This is a genomic window from Arthrobacter sp. 10T416, from assembly GCF_056394165.1.
Map to the genome: position 1 here is coordinate 1 of NZ_JBFTHI010000020.1, position 22,360 is coordinate 22,360.

General features: G+C 67.8%; 17 protein-coding genes and 1 pseudogene. 14 read left to right on the forward strand and 4 right to left on the reverse strand.

The genetic code is table 11. The annotated features are described in order from the left end of the window. The 6 genes and pseudogenes from AC1DBE_RS15625 to rlmB all read left to right on the forward strand — a co-directional run. Positions 1-168, forward strand: a pseudogene (locus tag AC1DBE_RS15625) (CarD family transcriptional regulator); the annotation flags it as partial. A gap of 103 nt (positions 169-271) precedes the next feature. Continuing rightward, positions 272-1,090 carry a 2-C-methyl-D-erythritol 4-phosphate cytidylyltransferase gene (gene ispD, locus AC1DBE_RS15630; protein WP_476878633.1) on the forward strand — a complete coding sequence of 273 codons (819 nt, stop codon included), beginning with the start codon at positions 272-274 and terminating at the stop codon, positions 1,088-1,090. Continuing rightward, positions 1,091-1,615: a 2-C-methyl-D-erythritol 2,4-cyclodiphosphate synthase gene (gene ispF / locus AC1DBE_RS15635; protein WP_476971103.1), complete on the forward strand. Its 525-nt coding sequence runs from the start codon at positions 1,091-1,093 to the stop codon at positions 1,613-1,615. It begins immediately after the preceding gene. 50 nt (positions 1,616-1,665) lie between these two features. Then, a complete protein-coding gene (locus AC1DBE_RS15640; protein ID WP_476971104.1) occupies positions 1,666-2,019 on the forward strand; it encodes a hypothetical protein in 354 nt (117 codons plus the stop codon). 40 nt (positions 2,020-2,059) lie between these two features. After that, positions 2,060-3,520, forward strand: coding sequence for a cysteine--tRNA ligase (cysS, locus tag AC1DBE_RS15645; protein WP_476971105.1), 1,461 nt, complete (start codon positions 2,060-2,062; stop codon positions 3,518-3,520). Positions 3,521-3,644: 124 nt separating this feature from the next. Further along, positions 3,645-4,637: a 23S rRNA (guanosine(2251)-2'-O)-methyltransferase RlmB gene (gene rlmB, locus AC1DBE_RS15650; protein WP_476971106.1), complete on the forward strand. Its 993-nt coding sequence runs from the start codon at positions 3,645-3,647 to the stop codon at positions 4,635-4,637. 105 nt (positions 4,638-4,742) lie between these two features. Here rlmB and AC1DBE_RS15655 read toward each other — a convergent pair whose 3' ends face one another. Next, positions 4,743-5,540: a carbon-nitrogen hydrolase family protein gene (locus AC1DBE_RS15655; RefSeq protein ID WP_476878638.1), complete on the reverse strand. Its 798-nt coding sequence runs from the start codon at positions 5,538-5,540 to the stop codon at positions 4,743-4,745. Positions 5,541-5,655: 115 nt separating this feature from the next. On the opposite strand from AC1DBE_RS15655, the gene AC1DBE_RS15660 reads away from it, so the two are divergent. Then, a complete protein-coding gene (locus tag AC1DBE_RS15660) occupies positions 5,656-6,246 on the forward strand; it encodes a GntR family transcriptional regulator (protein WP_476878639.1) in 591 nt (196 codons plus the stop codon). Between the two features lie 9 nt (positions 6,247-6,255). Here AC1DBE_RS15660 and AC1DBE_RS15665 read toward each other — a convergent pair whose 3' ends face one another. After that, positions 6,256-7,623, reverse strand: coding sequence for an MFS transporter (locus tag AC1DBE_RS15665; protein ID WP_476971107.1), 1,368 nt, complete (start codon positions 7,621-7,623; stop codon positions 6,256-6,258). Between the two features lie 139 nt (positions 7,624-7,762). Between AC1DBE_RS15665 and AC1DBE_RS15670 the strand changes: the two genes are divergently transcribed. The 4 genes from AC1DBE_RS15670 to AC1DBE_RS15685 all read left to right on the forward strand — a co-directional run bounded on the left by AC1DBE_RS15670 (position 7,763) and on the right by AC1DBE_RS15685 (position 11,582). After that, positions 7,763-8,449, forward strand: a complete 687-nt coding sequence (locus AC1DBE_RS15670; protein WP_476971108.1) for a DUF2848 domain-containing protein — start codon at positions 7,763-7,765, stop codon at positions 8,447-8,449. Between the two features lie 161 nt (positions 8,450-8,610). Beyond that, complete coding sequence (glgX, locus tag AC1DBE_RS15675) at positions 8,611-10,725, forward strand: glycogen debranching protein GlgX (protein ID WP_476971109.1); 2,115 nt, start codon at positions 8,611-8,613, stop codon at positions 10,723-10,725. A 31-nt stretch (positions 10,726-10,756) separates the two neighbouring features. After that, complete coding sequence (locus tag AC1DBE_RS15680; RefSeq protein WP_476971110.1) at positions 10,757-11,218, forward strand: guanyl-specific ribonuclease; 462 nt, start codon at positions 10,757-10,759, stop codon at positions 11,216-11,218. Positions 11,219-11,225: 7 nt separating this feature from the next. Then, positions 11,226-11,582, forward strand: a complete 357-nt coding sequence (locus tag AC1DBE_RS15685) for a barstar family protein (protein ID WP_476971111.1) — start codon at positions 11,226-11,228, stop codon at positions 11,580-11,582. 103 nt (positions 11,583-11,685) lie between these two features. Here the strand turns inward: AC1DBE_RS15685 and glgP are convergent, their stop codons facing one another. Continuing rightward, a complete protein-coding gene (glgP, locus tag AC1DBE_RS15690) occupies positions 11,686-14,304 on the reverse strand; it encodes an alpha-glucan family phosphorylase (RefSeq protein ID WP_476971112.1) in 2,619 nt (872 codons plus the stop codon). Positions 14,305-14,445: 141 nt separating this feature from the next. Between glgP and AC1DBE_RS15695 the strand changes: the two genes are divergently transcribed. The 3 genes from AC1DBE_RS15695 to AC1DBE_RS15705 are packed head-to-tail and all read left to right on the forward strand — an operon-like array spanning position 14,446 to position 22,023. Then, complete coding sequence (locus AC1DBE_RS15695) at positions 14,446-16,518, forward strand: alpha-1,4-glucan--maltose-1-phosphate maltosyltransferase (RefSeq protein ID WP_476971113.1); 2,073 nt, start codon at positions 14,446-14,448, stop codon at positions 16,516-16,518. A 5-nt stretch (positions 16,519-16,523) separates the two neighbouring features. Then, complete coding sequence (treS, locus tag AC1DBE_RS15700; protein WP_476971114.1) at positions 16,524-18,320, forward strand: maltose alpha-D-glucosyltransferase; 1,797 nt, start codon at positions 16,524-16,526, stop codon at positions 18,318-18,320. A gap of 1 nt (position 18,321) precedes the next feature. Beyond that, entirely contained in the window at positions 18,322-22,023 is a 3,702-nt protein-coding gene (locus tag AC1DBE_RS15705) for a 1,4-alpha-glucan branching enzyme (RefSeq protein ID WP_476971115.1), read from the forward strand. Positions 22,024-22,114: 91 nt separating this feature from the next. On the opposite strand, the gene AC1DBE_RS15710 is transcribed toward AC1DBE_RS15705, so the two are convergent. Beyond that, positions 22,115-22,360, reverse strand: a 246-nt coding sequence (locus AC1DBE_RS15710; protein WP_476971116.1) for a hypothetical protein, incomplete at its 5' end; no start/stop codon positions are given.

Consider the following 22,360-nt stretch of genomic DNA (forward strand, 5'->3'; position numbering starts at 1 on the left):
GAGGTCGTCCGCGATCTGTGGCGCCGGGACCACGACCGGGGTCTCTCCGCAGKGGAGAAGCGCATGCTGGCCAAGGCCCGCCAGATTCTGATTTCAGAACTGGCACTGGCCGAGAAGACTGATGAAGAGAAGGCCGCAAGCGTTCTCGACGAAGTCCTGGCTTCCTAACTAAGAATCGAACCCCGGTGGCGTAACGGCCGCCGGGGCTTCTTTTTGCCCTAAATCGCCCCGGACGGACCCTGGCCCGGCGCCGGGACGTAGTGTTGTCCGCATGAACACTGCATCGACAGCCCAAACGACGGCGGTCGTCGTCGTCGCCGCCGGATCCGGCCAGCGCCTGGGCTACGGCATGCCCAAGGCGAAGGTGCCGCTGGGCGGCGACAGCATCCTGATGCACGCCCTTCGGGGCGTCGCGGCGGCAGGCGTTGCCCGGCAGATCTGTGTGGCCCTCCCGCCGGGAGACCCGGAGCTCCGGGCCCAGTGCGAGGCATTTGCCGCCGAACTGCAGGCCGAGCACCGCCGCACCACCGCATCCGGGACCGCCGTGCAGGTCCCGGACGTGACCATCGTCGACGGCGGCGCAAGCCGTGCCGATTCCGTCCGCGCCGCACTTTCGGCGCTCACCCCGGGCATCCGCTCCGTCCTGGTCCATGACGCCGCCCGCGCCCTCGCCCCCGAAGCCGTGTTCCACCGGGTTGCCGCGGCGCTCACCGCCGGCGCCGTCGCCGTCATCCCCGTGATCCCCGTCGTCGACACCATCAAGACAGTGGATCCGGCCCTCGGCGCCGACGCGGACATCGCCCCCGAAGTGGTCACCGGCACCGCGCCGCGGGAGATGCTGCGCGCCGTGCAGACCCCCCAGGGCTTCGACCTTGCCACCCTGCAGCGCGCGCACGTGGCTGCAGCCGAATTCGACGGTGCCCGGGAGGCGGCCGTCACGGACGACGCCATGCTCGTAGAGATGCTCGGTGTCCCCGTCCATGCCGTGCGCGGCGCCAGCCAATCCCTGAAGATCACCACGCCGCTGGACCTGATCCTCGCCGAGGGCCTCCTGGAGGGCCCGCTCGGCGCGCGCTGGGTGGAGGGCTAGATGGGCGGGAACCAGCTGTCCGGGCCGCCTATCCCGCGGACCGGAATTGGCATCGACGTCCATGCCTATGCCCCGGCTGACGCACCCCAGCCGCTGTGGCTCGGCGGCCTGTTCTGGGACGGGGAGCGCGGGCTCGCCGGCCACTCGGACGGGGACCCGGTGGCGCATGCCGCAGCCGACGCCCTGTTTTCCGCCAGCGGTATGGGTGATCTCGGCACCCACTTCGGCACGGACCGCCCGGAATACGCCGGCGCGTCCGGGGTCACGCTGCTGGCCGCGGCAGCCAGGATCGTCCGTGCCGGCGGCTTCGAGATCGGCAACATCGCCGTGCAGTTCGTGGCCAACCGGCCCAAATTCGGGCCCCGCCGGGAGGAATCCCAGCGGGTCCTCAGCGAGGCCGCGGGCGCGCCCGTCAGTGTCTCTGCCACCACCAGCGATGGCCTCGGCTTCACCGGCAGGGGAGAGGGCATCGCCGCCACGGCGACGGCCCTGGTCTACCCGGCGGGGGGAGCCGGACCGGCGTAACTGGCCTACGCTTAAGGGACAACCCCCTCCGGAAACGTCAGGAACCTCCCGTGAAAAAGCTGTTGCCCGTTCTCGCTGTGGCCGTCGGCATGCTGCTGGCCGGGTGCGCCGGTTCCGCGACGCCGTCGGCTCCGACGACGCCGCGCATGAGTGTCCAGGAAAGCTGCAAGTTCCTCACCACCGATACGTTCGCGCCGACGGGGAATGACAAGGAAAGGGCCGGCCAGATCGGCCAGCACTACCAGGAAGTCGCGGACAAGGTGGCTCCGGAAGTCTCGGAACCGATCCAGCAGATGGCCAACATCATGAAACAGGTGGGATCCAGCGCCACCGGCCGACAGACCCCGGAGCAGCTGACCCAGCTCCGGCAGCAGATGGACAAGATCGGCGAGCACTGCAAGTAGGCCGCCCGGCCGGCCGGCGGGCATCGGCTAATCTGGAGCGGTGACCCTGCGCTTTTACGACACCGCTTCCGCTGAAGTCCGCGACTTCGTCCCCCTCGTCCCCGGCAAAGTGAGCCTGTACTACTGCGGCGCCACCGTGCAGGGCATGCCGCACGTCGGCCACATCCGGTCCGCGATCGCGTTCGACCAGCTCACCCGGTGGCTGCAGTACCGCGGCTTCCGCGTCACGACCGTCCGCAACGTCACTGACATCGATGACAAGATCCTGGCCAAATCCGCCGACTCGTTCGGCGCGGATTTTGAGGGCGAGCCCGGCACGGTCCGCGAGGAGGAATGGTGGGCGCTGGCCTACCGCTACGAGCAGGAATTCCTTAAGGCCTACGACACCCTGGGTGTCTCCCGCCCCACCTATGAGCCCCGCGCCACCGGCCACATCCCGGAAATGCACGCCCTGATCCAGCAGCTGATCGACCGCGGMCACGCCTACCCCGCCCTTGATGACTCCGGCGACGTGTACTTCGACGTGCGGTCGTGGGCAAAGTACGGTTCGCTGACGCGCCAGCGGCTCGATGACATGCAGGGGGCCCCCGATGCAGACCCCCGCGGAAAGCGCGATCCGCGGGACTTCGCGCTGTGGAAGGGCCACAAGGAAGGCGAACCGGCGACCGCCGGCTGGGCCTCCCCCTGGGGAACCGGCCGGCCCGGCTGGCACCTGGAGTGCTCGGCGATGGTCACCAAGTACCTCGGCACCGAGTTCGACATCCACGGCGGCGGGCTGGACCTGAGGTTCCCGCACCACGAGAACGAGATGGCGCAGTCCCAGGCGGCGGGCCACGGCTTCGCCAACTTCTGGATGCACAACGGCATGGTCACCTATGCCGGCGAGAAGATGTCCAAGTCCATCGGCAACACCGTCAGCCCCGCCGAAATGCTGGAGCTCGCTTCCCCGCGGGTGGTGCGGTACTACCTCGGCCAGGCCCAATACCGGTCGGTGCTGGACTACCAGCCCACCTCCCTGGGCGAGGCCGCTGCCGCCGTCGAACGCATTGACGGTTTTCTCAGCAGGGCCGTCCGGACCATCGCCGGAGCCGACGGCGGGACACCGGCCAGCGGCGACGCCGGCCCCGTTCCGGAGGCCTTCGCGGCCGCCATGGACGATGACCTGAACGTCCCGCAGGCCTTGGCTGTGCTGCACGACACCGTGCGGGCCGGCAACACGGCGCTGACCGCCGGCGAACTCGACGGCGCCCGGCAGGCACTGGCCAGCGTCACGGACATGCTGCGTGTCCTTGGTCTCAACGACACAGCCGCCCCCGCCGCCGACGATCACGCCAACACCGCCCTCAGCGTCCTGATCGAGGCGCAGCTCGCGGCCCGGGCCAAGGCCCGGGCGGACAAGGACTGGGCGGCCTCGGACGCCATCCGGGACACGCTCGGGGCAGCCGGCGTCGTCGTCGAGGACGGTGCGGACGGCGCCAGCTGGAGCCTCAAGCGCAGCTGAACCCCGGCCCCGGCGGCCGGCTGCAGCAGCCCGGCGCCAGGCCGTGCGGTCGAGGATTTAGCTCGAGTCAGTAGACTGGACTTCAGACTTATCAACGAATCGCGTAGTTAAAAGGGTGAAACTCATGGCCAACAACGGTCGCCGCTCGGTCAAAATGAAGAAGGGCCCCACTGTCGGGACCGGCGGTCACGGCCGTAAAGCACTGGAAGGCAAGGGCCCGACTCCCAAAGCGGAGGACCGCCCCTACCACAAGGCGCACAAGAACAAGCAGCTGGCCGAGCGTTCCGCGGCCAAGCGCGGAACCGGTGCCCGCAGCGCCGGCGGAGGCGCCCGCTCCGGACCCAAGGGCCGCGCCACCGAAGAAGTGGTCACGGGCCGCAACTCCGTGGTGGAAGCCCTCCGCGCCGGTATCCCCGCCAAGGCCCTGCACGTGGCCATCCGCATTGAGATGGACGACCGCGTCAAGGAATCGCTCAAGCTCGCGGCCGAACGCGGTATCCCGCTGCTCGAAACCGGCAAGCCCGAACTGGACCGGATGACCGACGACGCCATCCACCAGGGCCTGGTGCTGCAGATCCCGCCGTACGAATACCAGGACGCCTACGAGCTGGCCGAGGAAACCATCGAGGGCTGGAAGAAGGGCCACATCGCCAACGCCCCGCTCTTCGTGGCGCTCGACGGCATCACCGACCCCCGCAACCTCGGCGCCATCATCCGCTCCGTCTCGGCGTTCAGCGGCCACGGCGTTATTGTCCCCGAACGCCGCTCGGTCGGCGTCACCGCCTCGGCCTGGAAGACCAGCGCCGGCGCTGCCGTGCGTGTGCCGGTCGCCCGCGCCGCGAACCTGAACAGCACGCTCAAGGCCTTCAAGAACATGGGCATCTACGTGCTGGGCCTCGACGGCGACGGCGACGTGTCGCTTCCGGACCTCGCCCTGGCCACCGAGCCGGTCTGCATCGTGGTCGGTTCCGAGGGCAAGGGCCTTAGCCGCCTGGTCCGCGAAAACTGCGACCAGATCGTCTCCATCCCGATCGACTCCGCCATGGAGTCACTCAACGCCTCCATGGCCGTCGGGATCTCCCTTTACGAGATCTCCCGCCAGCGCGCCACGAAGTAGAACCACAAACACCGCGGGGCCAGGAAACGCTCGTCGGGAGTCTCTCCCGGGGCGTTGCCTGACCCTGCGGTGCTGTGTGCGGAAGCGGAGGGACTCCGGCCCGCCCTAGAACTTGTGGCGGTTGGCGAGGACGGGCAGCTTGGTCCGCGCGTCTGCGACGACGGCGGGGTCCAGGTCGGCGAAGAGCAGGCCCGGGGCGCCGTCGAGCTCCTCCAGGACTTCACCGAAGGGGGAGACGACGGCGGAGTGCCCCACCCCGGTGGGCGCGGAACCGGCAGCCTCCACCCCCTGCGTGGCGGGGTCGCCCTGGCCGCATGCCAGCACAAACGTGGTGGAGTCCACGGCGCGTGCCCGGGACAGCAGCTTCCACTGCTCCACCTTGCCCGGCCCGGCACCCCAGGAGGCGCAGACGATGTTGACCAGGGCGCCGCGCTCCGCGTTCTCAGTGAACAGGTCCGGGAACCGCAGGTCGTAGCAGGTGGCCAGCCCGAAGGTCAGGCCGCCGACGTCGAACGTCACCGGCTGGGAACCGGCGTCGACGGTGTCCGACTCGGCAAAGCCGAAGGCGTCATAGAGGTGGATCTTGTCATAGCTGGCGTCCACGCCGGCGCCGGTGGCCAGGAGGGTGTTGCGGACCTTTCGGCCGCCGCTTCCGGGGGTGAACATCCCCGCTACGATGACAATGCCCTCTTCCTCGGCGATGGCACGGACCTGCGAGGCCCACGGGCCGTCAAGCGGTTCGGCGATGTCCAGCAGCGAGTTCCCGAACGCGCGCATGGTCGCCTCCGGGAAAATGACCAGCTGCGCGCCGCCTTCTTTGGCTTGCCGGGCGGAATCCCGGACCAGATCCAGGTTCCGGTCGAGCTCGCGGCCGGTGATGATTTGAGCGAGTGCTATGCGCACGGTTACCTCCAAAATGGTGTATACGTAAAGTATGCAACGGCGAACAGGGGACGCGGCGACAGGCCGGCAGAAAGCCTACGAATACTTACGCGACCAGATACTTGTTGACCCAACAATGCAGGGTCAGTTCGTCAATGAGCAAGAACTGGCCCGGGACATCGGGGTCTCGCGCACTCCGGTGCGTGAGGCGTTGCTGCTGCTGGTGTCGGACGGGTTGATCGAGCTGATCCCCAACCGCGGGGCCCTGATTCCCGTGATTACCGGCCGCCAGATTGCTGAGTTGTTTGAGTTGCGCGGGGTGCTGGAGCGCCATGTTGCCGCGACCACCATCAAGGCCGGGACGGTTCCGCTGGCCGAGATGGCGCAGGCGCTTGAGGAACAGCACAAGGTGATGGCCGGCGCCCCGGGCCCCGGCGAGGAAGGGCGGGACCAGGCGACGGAATTCATCCGCCTGGATCAGCATTTCCACCAGCTCCTAATCGATGCCGGGGCCAACGACCTCATCTCCCAGACCTACAACAGGCTGCGTGCCCGGCAGGTGTTTGTTGGGGTGGAGGCCCTGTTCCGGACCCAGGACCGCCAGAGCCGGGTCTGCGATGAACACGACGTCATCCTGGCCGCGCTCCGGCGAGGTGATGTCGCGGCGGCACAAACCGCCATCGATCACCACCTCGCCGTCACCCTGGACCTGGTCCTGCGCGCCTAAGTCAGGCCGTCAGGCCCCGGCCCGGACCGGCTGCGCTCCGGCCAGGCTCCCGAGGTAGTCTTCGTCCTCGCGGACATTCGAGTTCCGGCCCACGGCCAGTCCCACCAGCGTCAGGACGCAGGCGAGGGTGACGTAAGCGGCGACCGGCACCCAGCTGTTGAATGCGCTCAGCAGGACAGTGAACATGAGCGGTGCGATGGCGCCGCCGATCACACCGGCAAAGGTGTAGGCCAGCGACGAGCCGGTCGACCGCAGGCGCGGCGAGAACTGCTCCACCACGAACGCCGCCTGCGGGCCATACATAAAGGAGTGCGTCAGCAGGCCCAGGACGATGCCGATCACCAGCACCACCGGGGACTTTCCGGCAAGGAGCACAAAGAACACGTAGGACCAGACCGCGCCGGCGACCGCAGCGCCGCCGTAGACCAGCCTGCGGTTGATCCGGTCCGACAGGGCGCCGGCGAGCGGGATGCAGACCAACTGGAAGGCGGAGCCGACCATCACAGCCACCAGGACCTGGTTCCGCTGCAGCCCGAGGGCGGTGGTGCCGTAGGTCAGGGTGAAAACGGTGAACATCGCGTAGAGGACGTCCGGACCCACGCGGCTCAGGACGGCGGCCACCAGGGGACGCAGCTCGTGCTTGAACACCTCGGTAATGGGCGCGTTCGGGGCGTCGCCGCGGGCCTCGATGGCGCGGAACACGGGCGTGTCCTCCAGCTTGAGGCGGATCCAGAGGCCGAAGCCCACCAGTACCGCGGAAACCAGAAACGCGATGCGCCAACCGTAGTCGAGGAAGGCCTGGTCCGAGAGCAGCGTCGTCAGGAGGGCCAGGGCGCCGTTGGCGAGCAGGTTGCCCGCCGGTGGTCCGATCTGGGCGGCTGAGGACCAGAAGCCGCGGCGCCGGGGATCGCCGAACTCGCTGGAGAGCAGCACCGCCGAGCCCCACTCGCCGCCTACGCCGACGCCCTGGGCGAAGCGCAGCACCACCAGCAGCGCACCGGCAACCATGCCCACGTTGTTGTAGGTCGGAAGAAGGCCGATGAGGAACGTCGCCAGGCCGATCAGCATCAGCGTGACCACAAGGACCTTCTTGCGCCCGATCCTGTCGCCGAGCCGCCCGAAGATGATGCCGCCGACCGGCCGCGAGACGTACCCCACGGCGTATGTGGAGAAGGCCAGCATGGTTCCGGTCAGCGGATCGCTGGCCGGGAAGAAAATAGCCGGAAAGACGACTGCTGCCGCGGCCGAGTAGACGGCGAAGTCGTACCACTCCAGCGAGGTCCCGGTGAGGCTGGCGGCGAAGGCCTTCAGCAGGCTCTTCCGGTCCAGGGACCCTTCCGGTGCCGGCGGAGCCGCGGATTGAGTGTTGGCGGCCATATGGCTTCCTTTCGTTGCAGGTGACTGGCGTCACTCCCTATGCATGTTGTATACATTAGGCATACGATCCCTCAAATAGCGAGAGTTGTTTGTAAACATCGTGTGAAATCACGCCAGCCCGCGCAACGAAGGATGACCCATGACTGAACTGACATTTGAACTGACGGACGGTTCCACGGTTTCCGTTGAGGTTACCGATCTCCTGAACGCCGGCTATGCCGGACGCGAACAGGACGAGGTGCAGGCCCACATTGCCGAACTCGCGGAGCTCGGCGTGCCGGGCCCGAGCACGACGCCGGCGCTGTACCCCGTCTCCCCGTACCTTGCCGCCCAGCCCGACGTCGTCGACGTCCAGCACCCGCGCACCTCCGGGGAAGCCGAATGGGCCCTCATTATTTCCGACCAGGGCCCGCTGCTGACGGTGGCCTGCGACCATACCGACCGTGCCCTAGAGGTCCACGGCGTGGCGTGGAGCAAGAACGCGAGCCCCGACGTCCTGGGCAAGAAGGCCTGGCGGCTTGACGACGTCCGGGACCGCCTGGACAGCATCACCATCCGCGGCTGGGTCGTGGACGCGGACGGCCAGGAGACCCTCATCCAGGACAGCACCATGGGCGCCCTCCTCACCCCTGACTACTGGATCGAGAAGCTCGAAGAGCGCAACCTCAACAAGCCGGGAACCGTCCTGCTGTCCGGAACCGTGGCCATGGTCCACGGCGTTGACCAGTTCGCGCCGGCCTGGCGCGTGGAACTGGGGGACCCGGCCACCGGCGAAACCATCGGCGCCAGCTACCGCGTGCGGGAAATGGCCGCCCCGATCGGCTAAGGCCCGGTCGGCTAAAGTGCGGCCCGGCGCGGGCCGGGCCCGGCGCGGGCCGGGCGCAATCCCGGCCCGCGCCCCACTCGGCAGGGAAGAGGCCGGCGCAATCCGCGACGTATGGCGGTGGAAAAGCGGACCTTTGGTCATCCGCCGCTAAGCTTTAAGCGATGGTCAAGTCCTTTGTTGATTCCGCTACCACCGTAGACGCCTCCCGGCCTTTTCCGCTCGGCGTCAGCGTCCCCCGCACGGGCAACCCGGCGGCGGACGACCCTCGGGGTGCCTTCGCCAACGTGGCGGTCTACGCACCGGGAGCGGCCAGCCTGGACATCGCCCACCAGGCCCCCGGCGGCACCTGGCAGCTGGAAACCCTGCCCAACGTCACGGACGGTGTCCACCACGGCATCGTCGAAGGAATGCCCGCCGGCTCGCGCTACGGACTGCGCGTCCCGCCGGAGGGGGACGCCCTGCCGCTGTCCGTCCCCACCATGGATTTCGACGCCGACGGCGTGCAGCCGCTGCTGCTCGACCCTTACGGCCGCGGCGTGGACGAGCGCGACGGTTTCACCACCAGCGTGCGGATGGCCGGCGACTTCGACTGGGGCGCGGACCATCTGCCGCGAACCCCGTGGCGTAACAGCATCATCTACGAGGCCCACGTCCGCGGCCAGACCATGCTGCACCCGGATATCCCAGAGCACCTCCAGGGCACCTACGCCGGGATGGCGCACCCAGCCATGGTCGAACACCTGATCGCGCTGGGGATCACCGCCGTCCAGCTCCTGCCCGTCCACTTCCATGTCGACGAGCTGCACCTGCAGAACCTGGGCCTGCCCAACTACTGGGGCTACAACACGGCCGCCTTCTTTGCCCCGCACCCCGGGTACGCCACCCAGGCCGCCCGCGACGCCGGACCCCACGCCGTGCAGGACGAGTTCAAGGGCATGGTGAAACTCCTGCATGCTGCCGGCCTCGAGGTGATCCTCGACGTCGTCTACAACCACACGGCCGAAGGCGGTCCCGACGGGCCGACCCTGAGTTTCCGCGGGCTGGGCGAGCTGGAGTACTACCGCCACGACGGCAACGGCAAATACGTGGACACCACCGGCTGCGGCAACTCGCTGAATTTCGGCGAACCCCGGGTGGTGCAGCTGGTCCTGGACTCCCTGCGGTACTGGGTGAACGAGTTCCACATCGACGGCTTCCGGTTCGACCTCGCCGTCACGCTCTGCCGTAACGCCAACAACGAGTTCGACCCCCGGCACCCCTTCCTGGTCGCGATCGCCGCGGACCCGGTCCTGTCCGAAACCAAGCTCATCGCCGAACCGTGGGACGTCGGCTACGGCGGCTGGCAGACGGGCCGCTTCCCGGCCGGCTGGGTGGACTGGAACGATCACTTCCGCGACGCCGTCCGGACGTTCTGGCTGGCCGACCGTGCAGCGATCGAAGCCGGCGGCCAGGGCGGGTCGGTGGCGCGGCTCGCGGATGCGCTCTCCGGTTCCGCGGCCTTGTTCGCGGCCTCGGGCCGGAGCCGGCTGGCCTCGGTCAACTTCATCACCGCGCACGACGGCTTCACCCTGTCGGACCTCGTCTCCTACGACCGCAAGCACAACGAGGCCAACGGGGAACAGAACCGGGACGGCCACGGGGACAACCGCAGCTACAACCATGGTTTCGAAGGGCGCACGGAGGACGAGGACGTGCTGGCCCGGCGCGCCCGGACCAGCCGGAACCTGATGGCCTCGCTGATGATCTCGCAGGGCGTGCCCATGGTCACGGCCGGCGACGAGATCGGCCGCAGCCAGCAGGGCAATAACAACGCGTATTGCCAGGACAACCCCATCACCTGGATCGACTGGACCAGCACGCCGGAATCACACGCCATGCTGCGCAGCACCAAGCGCGTGATCCGGCTGCGCAAGGAGTTCCTGGCCGGCCAGCCGCACGATTACCCGGCCCGGGACCAGCAGTCCTACTTCCACTGGTTCGACGTCAACGGCGAACCGATGTCCGGCGAACGCTGGCAGGACCCGGGCCACCGGGTGGTCCAGCTCCTGCTGGGATCCGACGACGGCCGCGTCGACGGACTGGTGGTCATCAACGGCAGCGCCCAGGACATCAAGGTCACCCTACCCTCCATCCCGGCCGACGACGGCGCCGGTCACCGGTTGTACGAGCTCCGCCTGACCACCTCTGAGCTCCATGACCGCCGCCAGGGGGTCCGCATCGCCGCCGGTGAGCGTGACGTGGTCCAGGCCAACACCATCAGCATCTACCGCGTCTGACGGCCCGCAGGATGCACATGGGACAGCACCAGTGAACGCACGACGGCTGACCGGCCTGCTCGCCGTGCTGGCGGGCCTTGTGCTGCTGGCCTTTGTGCTGGGCGGACTCCCGCAGGCAGGGCCGTCCCAGCCCGGACCGGGTCCCGCCGCGGCCTCCCCGGGCAACCCCGGAGCGGGAGCCACCGTTTCCGGCGTCGCCAATCCATCGCAGCTGCCCGAAATCAGGGCCTCCGACCTGCCTCCGGAGGCCCGGAAGACCCTCGCCCTGATCGCCCGTGGCGGGCCGTACCCCTATTCCCGGGATAACGTTCCGTTCGGAAACTTCGAAAGAATTTTGCCGCGGAAATCATCGGGGTATTACCGCGAATTCACCGTGCGGACGCCACGGGAGTCGGACCGCGGCGCCCGGCGGATCGTCACGGGCGCGGCCGGCGAAAAGTACTACACCGCTGACCACTACGAATCATTCAAATTTATCGCCGAAAACAAGTAAGGGCGCCATGAAATTCTTCTCCGGTGACACCTGGACGCTCGATGAGCTGCAGGCACAAGTAGACGACGCCGGCCGCCGGGCTTTCGTGGTTCCACCCGCGGCCACCCGGAAGGACGTCCTGCAGGCCTTCGGCGAGGCGCTCGCTTTCCCCGGCCACTACGGCGCGAACCTGGACGCCCTCAACGACTCGCTCCACGACTTCGCCGACGCCGTCAGCGGCGACGCCCGGCAGCCGGCCACGGTCATCTGGCAAGTCCCCGCCGCATTCCGCAGCGACCGCGCCTTCGGCATAGTCTGCGAAATCCTCCAGGACGCAGAACGCTACGCCGGCAAGGACCTAAAAATCATCGCAGTCTGCCTCTAAGCGTCCCGCTAACCGGTCATGCGGAAGCGTGCGTCTAAGCGAGGAACGAGCGAGCACGCGGAGCATGGCCGTTTAGCGGAGCAGCCAGTGAGGAGGTAGAGAATCAGGCGTTGACAATCAAACCCAGCTCGGCCTTCGACGCCAGCCCCTCGTGCTTCGGCAGCACCCGGACGGTGTACCCGAAGGACCCTGACCGGTCGATCACCAGGGTCCCGCTGAACAGGTAGCGGCCCTTGCCGAGGTCCTCCACGGCCTGCAGCTCCGCCACGGTAATATCCGTCAGCTCATCGCTGTCCTCGGCTCGGCCGTACGCCACCTCCACCGCCACGTCCTCCGGCCGCAGCGTGTGGAGTGCCACGTAGGCGTTTACCTGCAGGTTGTCGCCGATCTGAGGGTCCTCGGAGACGCCCACGGAGTCGACGTGTTCCACCTGGATCTGCGGCCACGCCTCGCGGACCTGTGAGGACCAGGCGGCCAGGGCCTTGGCCTCGGCGAAGTCGTCCGCCGTCGCGTGCCGTCCCGCGATGGCCGCCGGCCGGTAGAGGACGTTGACGTAGTCCTGCAGCATCCGGTCCGCCGACACGGCCGGGCCCAGATGCGCCATGGTGTGTTTGATCATCGAGACCCAGTGGGTGGGGACCTCCTGCGGCCCGGACTGGGAGGGGCCCGCGGCACCGGCCCCGTCGGAGACGGTGAGGCCGTAGAACTTCGGCGCCACCTGCGTCTCCAGCAGCTCATACAGGGCCGAGGCTTCGATGTCGTCGCGTTCCTCCGATGAGGCGTCATTGTTGGCCGTCGGGATCGCCCAGCCGTTCTCGCCGTCGTACATCTCGTCCCACCAGCCGTCCAGCACGGAGAGGTTGAGAGAGCCGTTCAGGGCGGCCTTCATCCCGGAGGTGCCGCACGCCTCGAGCGGGCGGAGCGGGTTGTTGAGCCACACGTCGCAGCCCGGGAAGAGCGTCCTTGCCATGGCGATGTCGTAGTTGGGCAGGAACGCGATCCGGTGCCGCACCGAGGGATCGTCGGTGAAGCGGACCAGGTCCTGGATCATCTTCTTTCCGGCGTCATCCGCCGGGTGCGACTTGCCCGCAATCACCAGCTGGATCGGGTGGGTCTTGTGCAGCAGCATGGCCTTGAGCCGCTCCGGGTCGCGCAGCATCAGCGTCAGCCGCTTGTAGGTCGGCACACGGCGCGCGAACCCGATGGTGAGGACGTCCGGATCAAGCACCGAGTCGGTCCAGGACAGCTCGGCGTCCGCGGCGCCGCGTTTCTTCCAGGCCGCCCGGAGGCGTCGCCGGACGTCTTCAACAAGGGAGACCCGCATCTCGCGGCGGAGCGCCCACAGGGCCTCGTCCGTGACGTTGTAGGCCAGGTCCCAGCGGCCCTCCGTCTCGGCATCGGAGCCGAACTGGGTGCGCGCCAGCTGGGACACCCGCGGGTCCACCCAGGTGGGTACGTGAACGCCGTTGGTCACGGAGGTGATCGGCACCTCGGCGTGGTCGAAGCCGGGCCAGAGCGCGGAGAACATCCCGCGGGACACCACACCGTGCAGCTTCGCAACGCCGTTGGCCCGCTGCGCCAGGCGCAGACCCATCACGGCCATGTTGAAGACGAACGGGTTGCCGTCGGTGAAGTCCTCCCGGCCAAGGTCCAGGATCTTCCCGATCGGGACATCGGGCGCCAGGCCGGCGGTGAAGAAATGCTCGATCTGCGAAGTCTCGAAGCGGTCAATGCCGGCCGGGACCGGGGTGTGGGTGGTGAACACGGTCGAGGCCCGGCCCGCGGTGAGGGCTTCTTCCCAGCTCAGGGGATGCTCGCCGGACATCAGTTCCTGGATGCGCTCGACGCCCAGGAAGCCGGCGTGGCCCTCGTTGGTGTGGAACACCTCCGGGGCCGGAGCGCCGGTGAGCCGCTGGAAGGCGCGCAGGGCCTTAACTCCGCCCATGCCCAGCAGCAGTTCCTGCTGCAGCCTGTGATCCCCGCCGCCGCCGTAGAGCCGGTCGGTGATGCCGCGGGCGGCGTCGTCGTTGCCCGCCACGTTCGAATCGAGCAGCAGCAGCGGAACGCGTCCGACGTCGGCGCGCCACACGTGCGCCAGCAGGCGCCGGCCGTGGGGGAGCGGCAGGGAAATCTGAATGGGCCGCCCGTTGCCGTCCGGAGCAGGTTCGCGGAGCAGGGTCAGCGGCAGGCCGTCCGGGTCCAGGACCGGATACGTTTCCTGCTGCCAGGCGTCCCGGGACAGCGACTGCTTGAAGTAGCCCGCCTGGTACAGCAGGCCGACGCCGATCAGCGGGACACCCAGGTCCGAGGCAGCCTTCAGGTGGTCGCCCGCCAGAATGCCGAGGCCGCCGGAGTACTGTGGCAGCACCTCGGTGATGCCGAACTCGGGAGAGAAGTAGGCGATGCAGCGGGGCGCGTCCTCACCCAGGCCCTGGTACCAGCGGGGCTGCTCCAGGTACCGGTCCAGGTCCGCGGCCGCTTCGTGGACCCGGCGCACCACGTCCTGGTCCGCCGCGAGGCGCTGCAGTTCTTCCCTGCTGACCAGGCCCAGAAAAGTCACGGGATCGTGGGCGCTCTCGGCCCACGCGTCCGGGTTCAGCTGCTCAAAAAGCTCCCGGGTTTCGAGGTGCCACGACCAGCGGAGGTTAGTGGCGAGCCGCGCCAAAGGCCGGATCGATTCGGGAAGAACGGTTCGGACGGTAAACCTGCGGATAGCCTTCACCTGCGAAACACTAACGGACATCTCCGGGCCCCGGAACAGCTTTGGGTTTCTTTCCGGTAAATGTCATATTGCCGCCGGGAATCACCCGAAAAAAGTGAGCGGCCTTAGCATTCTGACCCATTTGTAGATAACGTCGAGCCTGTGACGACTAACTCGCGAACCAGTGCCGTGTCCAAGCAAAAGCCGAAGGTCCTGATCACCGAGGGCCTGAAATTCGGCAGGTTTCCCATCACTGCCGTGCAGCCTGCGGTCGAGGACGGGAAGTTTCCCGCCAAGGCCGTAGAGGGCGAGAGCATCGTCGTGGGGGCCACCGCGTTCCGGGAGGGCCACGACATGCTGGGCGTCAGCGCAGTGTTGCTGGATCCCCGTGGCAAGGAGCGGCAACGGGTCCGGCTCACGCCGCCCCGCGGGAAGCGGGGAGCGGGCACCGACCGCTGGGAGGGCCGGCTGACGCCCTCCGGCACCGGCCGGTGGTCCTTCGTCATTGAGGCCTGGCATGACCGCTACGGCACCTGGCACCACAACGCTGAGGTCAAGGTCGAAGCCGGCATCGACGTCGAACTGATGCTGGCCGAGGGCGCTGCCCTGCTGACCGAGGCGTCCGAGGACCCCACCAGGCCCTCCGCCGACCGGCGGACGCTGCGGATCGCCGTCGTCGGACTCTCCGACGGCTCGAAGACGCCCGAAGAGCGGCTCGCCGCCGGCTTCAGCCCGGCCGTGGCCGGCGTCATCGCCCGGCAGCCCATCCGGGAACTGGTGACGGCCACAGAGCCGTATCCGCTGCTGGTCGAGCGTGAGCTCGCCGGGCGCGGCGCCTGGTACGAATTCTTCCCGCGCTCCGAGGGCGCTGTCCGCAACCACGAAACCGGCGAATGGACCTCCGGAACGTTCCGGACCGCAGCGAAGCGACTGGACGCCGTCGCCGCCATGGGGTTCGACATCATCTACATGCCGCCGATCCACCCGATCGGCACCCAGCACCGTAAGGGCCCGAACAACACCCTGCTGGCCGGTCCGCACGACCCCGGCTCCCCGTGGGCGATCGGTGCGAAAGAGGGCGGACACGACGCCATCCACCCGGACCTGGGCACCTTCGAGGATTTTGATGCCTTTGTGGCCCGCGCCGGCGAACTCGGACTGGAAGTCGCCCTGGACCTGGCCCTGCAGGCCGCCCCGGACCACCCCTGGGTGCAGAGCCACCCGGAATGGTTCACCACCCGGGTCGACGGCAGCATCGCCTACGCCGAGAACCCACCGAAGAAGTACCAGGACATCTTCCCGCTCAACTTCGACAACGACCCCGCCGGGCTGTCCAACGAGATCCTGCGGATCGTCCAGCTCTGGATCAGCCACGGCGTCAAGATCTTCCGGGTGGACAACCCGCACACCAAGCCCGTGTGGTTCTGGGAATGGCTGATCGCCAAGGTCAACAAGAAGAACCCCGACGTCGTCTTCCTCGCCGAGGCGTTCACCCGGCCCGCGATGATGCACGCCCTGGGCCGGGCGGGATTCCAGCAGTCCTACACGTACTTCACGTGGCGCAACACCAAGGAGGAGCTGGAGACCTACTTCGAGGAGGTCAGCCACGAATCCCCGGCGTTCTTCCGGCCGAACTTCTTCGTCAACACCCCGGACATCCTCACCGAGTACCTCCAGTTCGGCGGCCCGGCGGCGTTCAAGATCCGCGCCGCGCTCGCCGCCACGGCCAGCCCCACCTGGGGCGTCTACGCCGGCTTCGAACTCTACGAGCACGTGGCCCGCCCCGGCGCGGAGGAGTACATCGACAACGAGAAGTTCGAATACAAGGCCCGTGACTGGGAGGCAGCCGCGGAATCGGGCCGGACGCTGGCCCCCTACCTGACCCGGCTCAACGAAATCCGGCACACCCACCCGGCCCTCGGGGACCTGCAAAACCTGACCGTGCACGCCAGCACGGACGACGCCACCGTGGTGTACTCAAAACACAAGACGTTGCCGGACGGCACCAAGGACACCCTGATCATCGTGGTGAACGTGGACCCGCACGGTACCCGGGAGAGCACGGTCTCCCTGGATCTGGCCGCCCTGGAGCTCGATCCGGAGAACCTCACCGCCAACGGCGGCTACATCGTCGATGACCTGCTGACCGGCGAAAGCTGGGAGTGGGGGGAGTACAACTACGTCCGCCTCGACGCGCACGTCGAACCCGCCCACATCCTGAGCATCCGGAGGTAGCGCCAATGAGCTTCAGCCCGAGCAATCCCAACCAGCACTTCACCCCGAAGGGGACTTTCGAACTGAACGCGCCAGGCCTCCAGCACGATCCCCACTGGTACCGCAAGGCGGTCTTCTACGAGGTCCTGGTGCGCGGGTTCGCGGACGGCAACGGCGACGGCTCAGGCGACTTCCACGGCCTGATCGAGCGGCTGGACTACCTGCAGTGGCTCGGCGTCGACTGCCTGTGGCTCCCGCCGTTCTTCCAGTCCCCGCTGCGCGACGGCGGCTACGACATCTCGGACTACAACTCGGTCCTGGACGAGTTCGGCACCATCAGTGACTTCAAGCGGCTCGTCGCGGAGGCCCACGCCCGCGGCGTCCGGGTGATCATCGACTTGCCCCTGAACCACACCTCGGACCAGCACCCCTGGTTCCAGGAGTCGCGCAAGGACCCCGACGGGCCGTTCGGGGACTTCTATGTCTGGAGCGACACGGACGAGAAGTACCAGGACGCCCGCATCATCTTCGTCGACACCGAGGAATCGAACTGGACCTTCGACCCGATCCGCCGACAGTTCTTCTGGCACCGGTTCTTCAGCCACCAGCCTGACCTGAACTTTGAGAACCCCAAGGTCATCGATGCCTTGTTCGACGTCGTACGGTTCTGGCTGGACCAGGGCATTGACGGTTTCCGCGCCGACGCCATTCCCTACCTCTTCGAAGAGGAGGGCACCAACTGCGAAAACCTCCCCGCCACGCACGAATTCCTGCGCCAGCTGCGCCGGATGGTCGACGAGAGCTACCCGGGCCGCGTGATCATCGCCGAAGCCAACCAGCCGCCGGCCGAGGTGGTGGAGTATTTCGGTACCGAGGAGGAGCCGGAGTGCCACATGGCGTTCCACTTCCCGATCATGCCCCGGCTGTACTACGCCCTGCGGGACCAGAAAGCCGCGCCGATCATCGAGACGATGAAGGACACCCCGGACATCCCCGAAGGCGCCCAGTGGGGAACGTTCCTGCGCAACCATGACGAACTGACCCTGGAAATGGTCACCGCCGACGAGCGCGCGGCGATGCTGGGCTGGTACGCCCCGGATCCGCGCATGCGGGCCAACATCGGGATCCGCCGCCGGCTGGCGCCCCTGCTGGACAACTCGCGCTCGGAAATCGAACTGATCAACGCCCTGCTGCTCTCGCTGCCGGGAAGCCCGTTCCTGTACTACGGCGACGAGATCGGCATGGGCGACAACATCTGGCTCGAGGACCGTGACGCGGTCCGCACCCCGATGCAATGGAACCCGGACCGCAACGCCGGTTTCTCCCACGCGGACCCGGGCAAGCTGTACCTCCCCGTGATCCAGTCGCTGGTCTACAACTACAGCATGGCCAATGTTGAGGCCGAGGCCGCGCACTCCGGTTCGCTGCTGCGCTGGACCCGGCAGATCCTCAGCGTCCGGAAGAACCACCCGGCCTTCGGGCTCGGCTCGTTCCAGCACGTCGAGGCCGACCACGACGTCGTCCTGTCCTACCTGCGCGACCTGCCCGCGGGCAACGTCGCGGGCGAGGACGCGGAGACCATCCTGTGTGCCTTCAACCTCTCCCAGCACCCCGTGGCCACCACCCTGCGCGTGCCGCAGTTCGCCGGGCGCGGCCTGCGGGACGTGTTCGGCGGCCAGGCGTTCCCCGCAATCGCCGACGACGGCACCCTGACCCTGACGCTGGGCAGCCACGACTTCTTCTGGCTGCGGATCCGTTCGGCCGCGTCCAACCCGGCCTCGCCCCACACCCAGGCGATGCCCATCCTGTCCATCGAAGGCTGACATGACCCCGCCCACCCTTACCCCCGCGCTGGACGCCCTGCTCCGCAGCTGGCTTCCCCGCCAGCGCTGGTTCCCCGTCAAGAGCGCGCACTTCAGCTTCGAACCGGCCGGCCGGGTACGCCTCGACGCCGGCCCCGCCGCTCCCGGACCGGACACCCGGCCGGTGCTTGAGGTGCTGCTGCTGGCGGTGACGTACCCGACGGCAGACGGCAACCGGACCGACGTCGTGCAGGTGCCCCTGACCTTCCGTACCCTGCCGCTGGCAGGCGCCGGGGCCGCGCTACTCGGCGAGCTTCCGGCGGACGGCTCGGACGCGCCCCACGGATGGATCTACGACGGCGTCCACGATCCGGCCTTCATCGCGGCGTGGCTGGAGCTGATGCGCCAGCGCGGCGCCGCGGCCGACGGTACGGCGGGCGGCCACCTCGTTGACTCCGGATACCGGCTGCCGCACGCCACCGGCAAGGTCCGGGTCCTCTCCGGCGAGCAGTCCAACAGTTCGGTCATTGTGGACGACGGCGTCTCCGCTGCCATCCTCAAGTTCTTCCGGGTCCTGTCCGAGGGGCAGAACCCCGAAGTCGAGATCGGGGCAGCCCTGACCACCGGCCGGACCGCCGAAGTGCCGGCCACCCTCGGCTGGGTCACCGGCGAATGGAGCAGCCCCTCCGACGGCGCCGACGCCGTCGTTCCCGGGCGGACGGCCCGCGGGGAACTTGCCGTCGCGCACGAGTTCCTCGCCGGCGGTCTGGACGCCTGGCGCCTCGCTGTGGACGCGGCCCGCACCGGGACCGGATTCACGGCCGAAGCGCGCGCCCTCGGCGTCGCCACGGCCACGGTGCACCGCCGCCTCGCCCAGGCTCTGGGTACGGGAGCCGAAGCCGTGCCCGGCCGGGACATCGCTCCCGGCGTCGCCCAGCGGGTCCGCCAGTCATGGGCGCAGGCCAGTGCCGCCGTCGGACCGTTCGACGGCGAACTCGAGGAATTGCTTTCCCGGCTCGAAGGCAGCAGCGCCGGCCAGCTGCAGCGGATCCACGGCGACCTCCACCTCGGCCAGATCCTGCAGGTCCCCGGTTCGGCCGGCCAGCCGGCGCGCTGGGCCATCCTCGACTTTGAGGGCGAGCCCCTCCGGCCGATCTCCGAACGCAATTTTCCGGATGTGCCGCTCCGTGACGTCGTCGGCATGCTGCGGTCCTTTGACTACGCCGCCGGGGCCGCGGTCCGCGAATACGACGGCGCCGTTGTTCCCGCCGGCTGGGTGGACGACTGTGCGGAGGCCTTCCTGGCCGGCTACGCCGAAGTCACCCCCGGCACGATCGACCGCGACTCACCCCTGTTCGTGGCGTTGTGGCTCGACAAGGCTCTTTATGAAGTTGTTTACGAACTACGGAACCGGCCGGACTGGCTCGCCATCCCGGTGAACGCATCCCGTCGTCTCCTTGGCAGTACAGGTTCCGGCGTTCCCGCCGAAACCGCAGTGGAAGGTAACACAATGACTGGTTCAGCACGTACCGATCGACCCGGCGTCCCGCTTCCCGTGGACGCGGAGACCCTTGCCCGGGTCGCCGCCGGGGAACACCACGCGCCGCACTCGGTCCTCGGCGCGCATCTTGACGACTACGGCCACGTCACCATCCGCACCGTGAAGCACCTCGCGGAGGCCGTCTCCGTGGTGACCGCCGCCGGCAGCTACCCGATGACCCACGAATCCGCCGGCGTGTGGGTGGCCGTGCTGGATCCGCTGGACGAAGGGCACGTCCCGGACTACCGGCTCGAGGTCAGTTACGAAAACCAGGCGCCCCAGCAGGCCGACGAGCCGTACCGATACTTGCCGTCGGTGGGCGAAATCGACCTGCACCTGATCGGCGAAGGCCGGCACGAGCGCCTCTGGGACGTCCTGGGTGCCCACGTCCGGCACTACAAGTCCGTCCTTGGTGACGTCGACGGCGTTTCGTTCGCAGTGTGGGCCCCGAATGCCCAGGCGGTGCGGGTCAAGGGCGACTTCAACGGCTGGGACGGCCGGGAATTCTCCATGCGTTCCCTCGGATCCTCAGGGGTGTGGGAACTCTTTATCCCCGGCGTTGTAGCAGGGGCGTGCTACAAGTTCGAGATCAAGACCAAACACGGCAACTGGGTGGAGAAGGCCGATCCGCTGGCGTTCGGTACCGAGATTCCGCCGCTGACCGCCTCCCGCGTTGTCGAGCCGTCCTACGCCTTCAAGGACGAGGATTGGATGAAGGCCAGGGCCGCCCGCAACCCGCACGAGGCCCCGATGAGCGTCTACGAGGTCCACCTCGGCTCGTGGCGGGTGGGGCTGGATTACCGGCAGCTGGCCAAGGAACTCGTGGAGTACGTGAAGTGGCTCGGCTTCACCCACGTGGAGTTCATGCCCGTCGCCGAACACCCCTTCGGCGGCTCGTGGGGCTACCAGGTCACGTCCTACTTCGCCCCGACCTCGCGGTTTGGCCACCCGGATGAGTTCCGGCACCTCGTGGACGAACTGCACCAGGCCGGCATCGGCGTACTGCTGGACTGGGTGCCGGCGCACTTCCCCAAGGACGCGTGGGCACTGGCGAAGTTCGACGGCGATCCCCTGTACGAGCACTCGGACCCGAACCTCGGCGAACACCCGGACTGGGGCACCCTGATCTTCGACTTCGGCCGCCGCGAGGTCCGCAACTTCCTGGTCGCCAACGCCCTCTACTGGCTGGACGAGTTCCACATCGACGGGCTCCGCGTCGACGCCGTGGCCTCGATGCTCTACTTGGACTACTCCCGCGAGGAGGGCCAGTGGCAGCCGAACCGTTTCGGCGGCCGCGAGAACCTCGAGGCGATCTCCTTCCTGCAGGAGGTCAACGCCACGGTCTACAAGACCCACCCCGGTGCCGTTATGATCGCCGAGGAATCTACCGCGTTCCCCGGCGTCACCGCCCCGACGAGCCAGGGCGGCCTGGGCTTCGGCATCAAATGGAACATGGGCTGGATGCACGACTCGCTCAAGTACATGGCCGAGGACCCGTATAACCGGAAGTGGCACCACGGCACCGTGACGTTCTCCATGGTCTACGCGTACACGGAAAACTTCCTGCTGCCGATCAGCCATGACGAGGTGGTGCACGGTAAGGGCTCGATGCTGCGCAAGATGCCCGGTGACCGCTGGCAGCAGCTCGCCAACCTGCGTGCATTCCTGGGCTACCAGTGGGCGCACCCGGGCAAGCAGCTCATTTTTATGGGCACCGAATTCGGCCAGGAAGCGGAGTGGTCCGAGCAGCATGGCCTGGACTGGTGGCTGGCCGATATCCCCGCGCACCGCGGCGTGCAGCTCCTGACCAAGGACCTCAACGAGCTCTACAGCTCCACCCCGGCACTGTACGAACGGGACAACGATCCCGACGGGTTCCAGTGGATCAACGGCGGGGACGCCGACCGCAACGTCCTGACGTTCATCCGCCGGGACGCCGGCGGCAACGCGCTCGTGTGCGCCCTGAACTTCTCCGGCGCACCGCACCAGGACTTCCGCCTCGGCGTTCCGGCCACGGGCCAGTGGCAGGAAGTCCTGAACACGGACGCCGCCGCCTATGGCGGATCGGGGGTCCTGAACGAGGGCACCCTTGAGGCATCCGACGATGGCGTTGACGGCCAGCCGGCCACGCTGACCGTGACGCTCCCGCCGCTGGGCGCCGCCTACTTCAAGGCCCTCAGCTAGGCCCGTTTCGTGCCCGCCGCCGCAGTGTGCGCCGGCGGGCACGGGCGTCCTCCGGGACGGATTGGTCAGCCCGCGAAAACGGTGGTAGAGTTTATTTCCGCGCTGCTCCCCGGGGTTGATCCGCTAAGAAGACCAAGAAGCCAATGGCAAGACTGAGTCGGAACGCTGATTTGACTAGGGTGAAGCGGCCCGGTAAGTTTGAAAAGTTGCTCCGGAGCGAGTCGCGGCCCTGTATTGGGGTTGTGGTGGTGCCGGGTGTGTCTGTTGTTTGAGAACTCAATAGTGTGCCAAGTTTGTTGATACCAATTGTTTTATTGATTGGTTGTTTTGGCTGTGT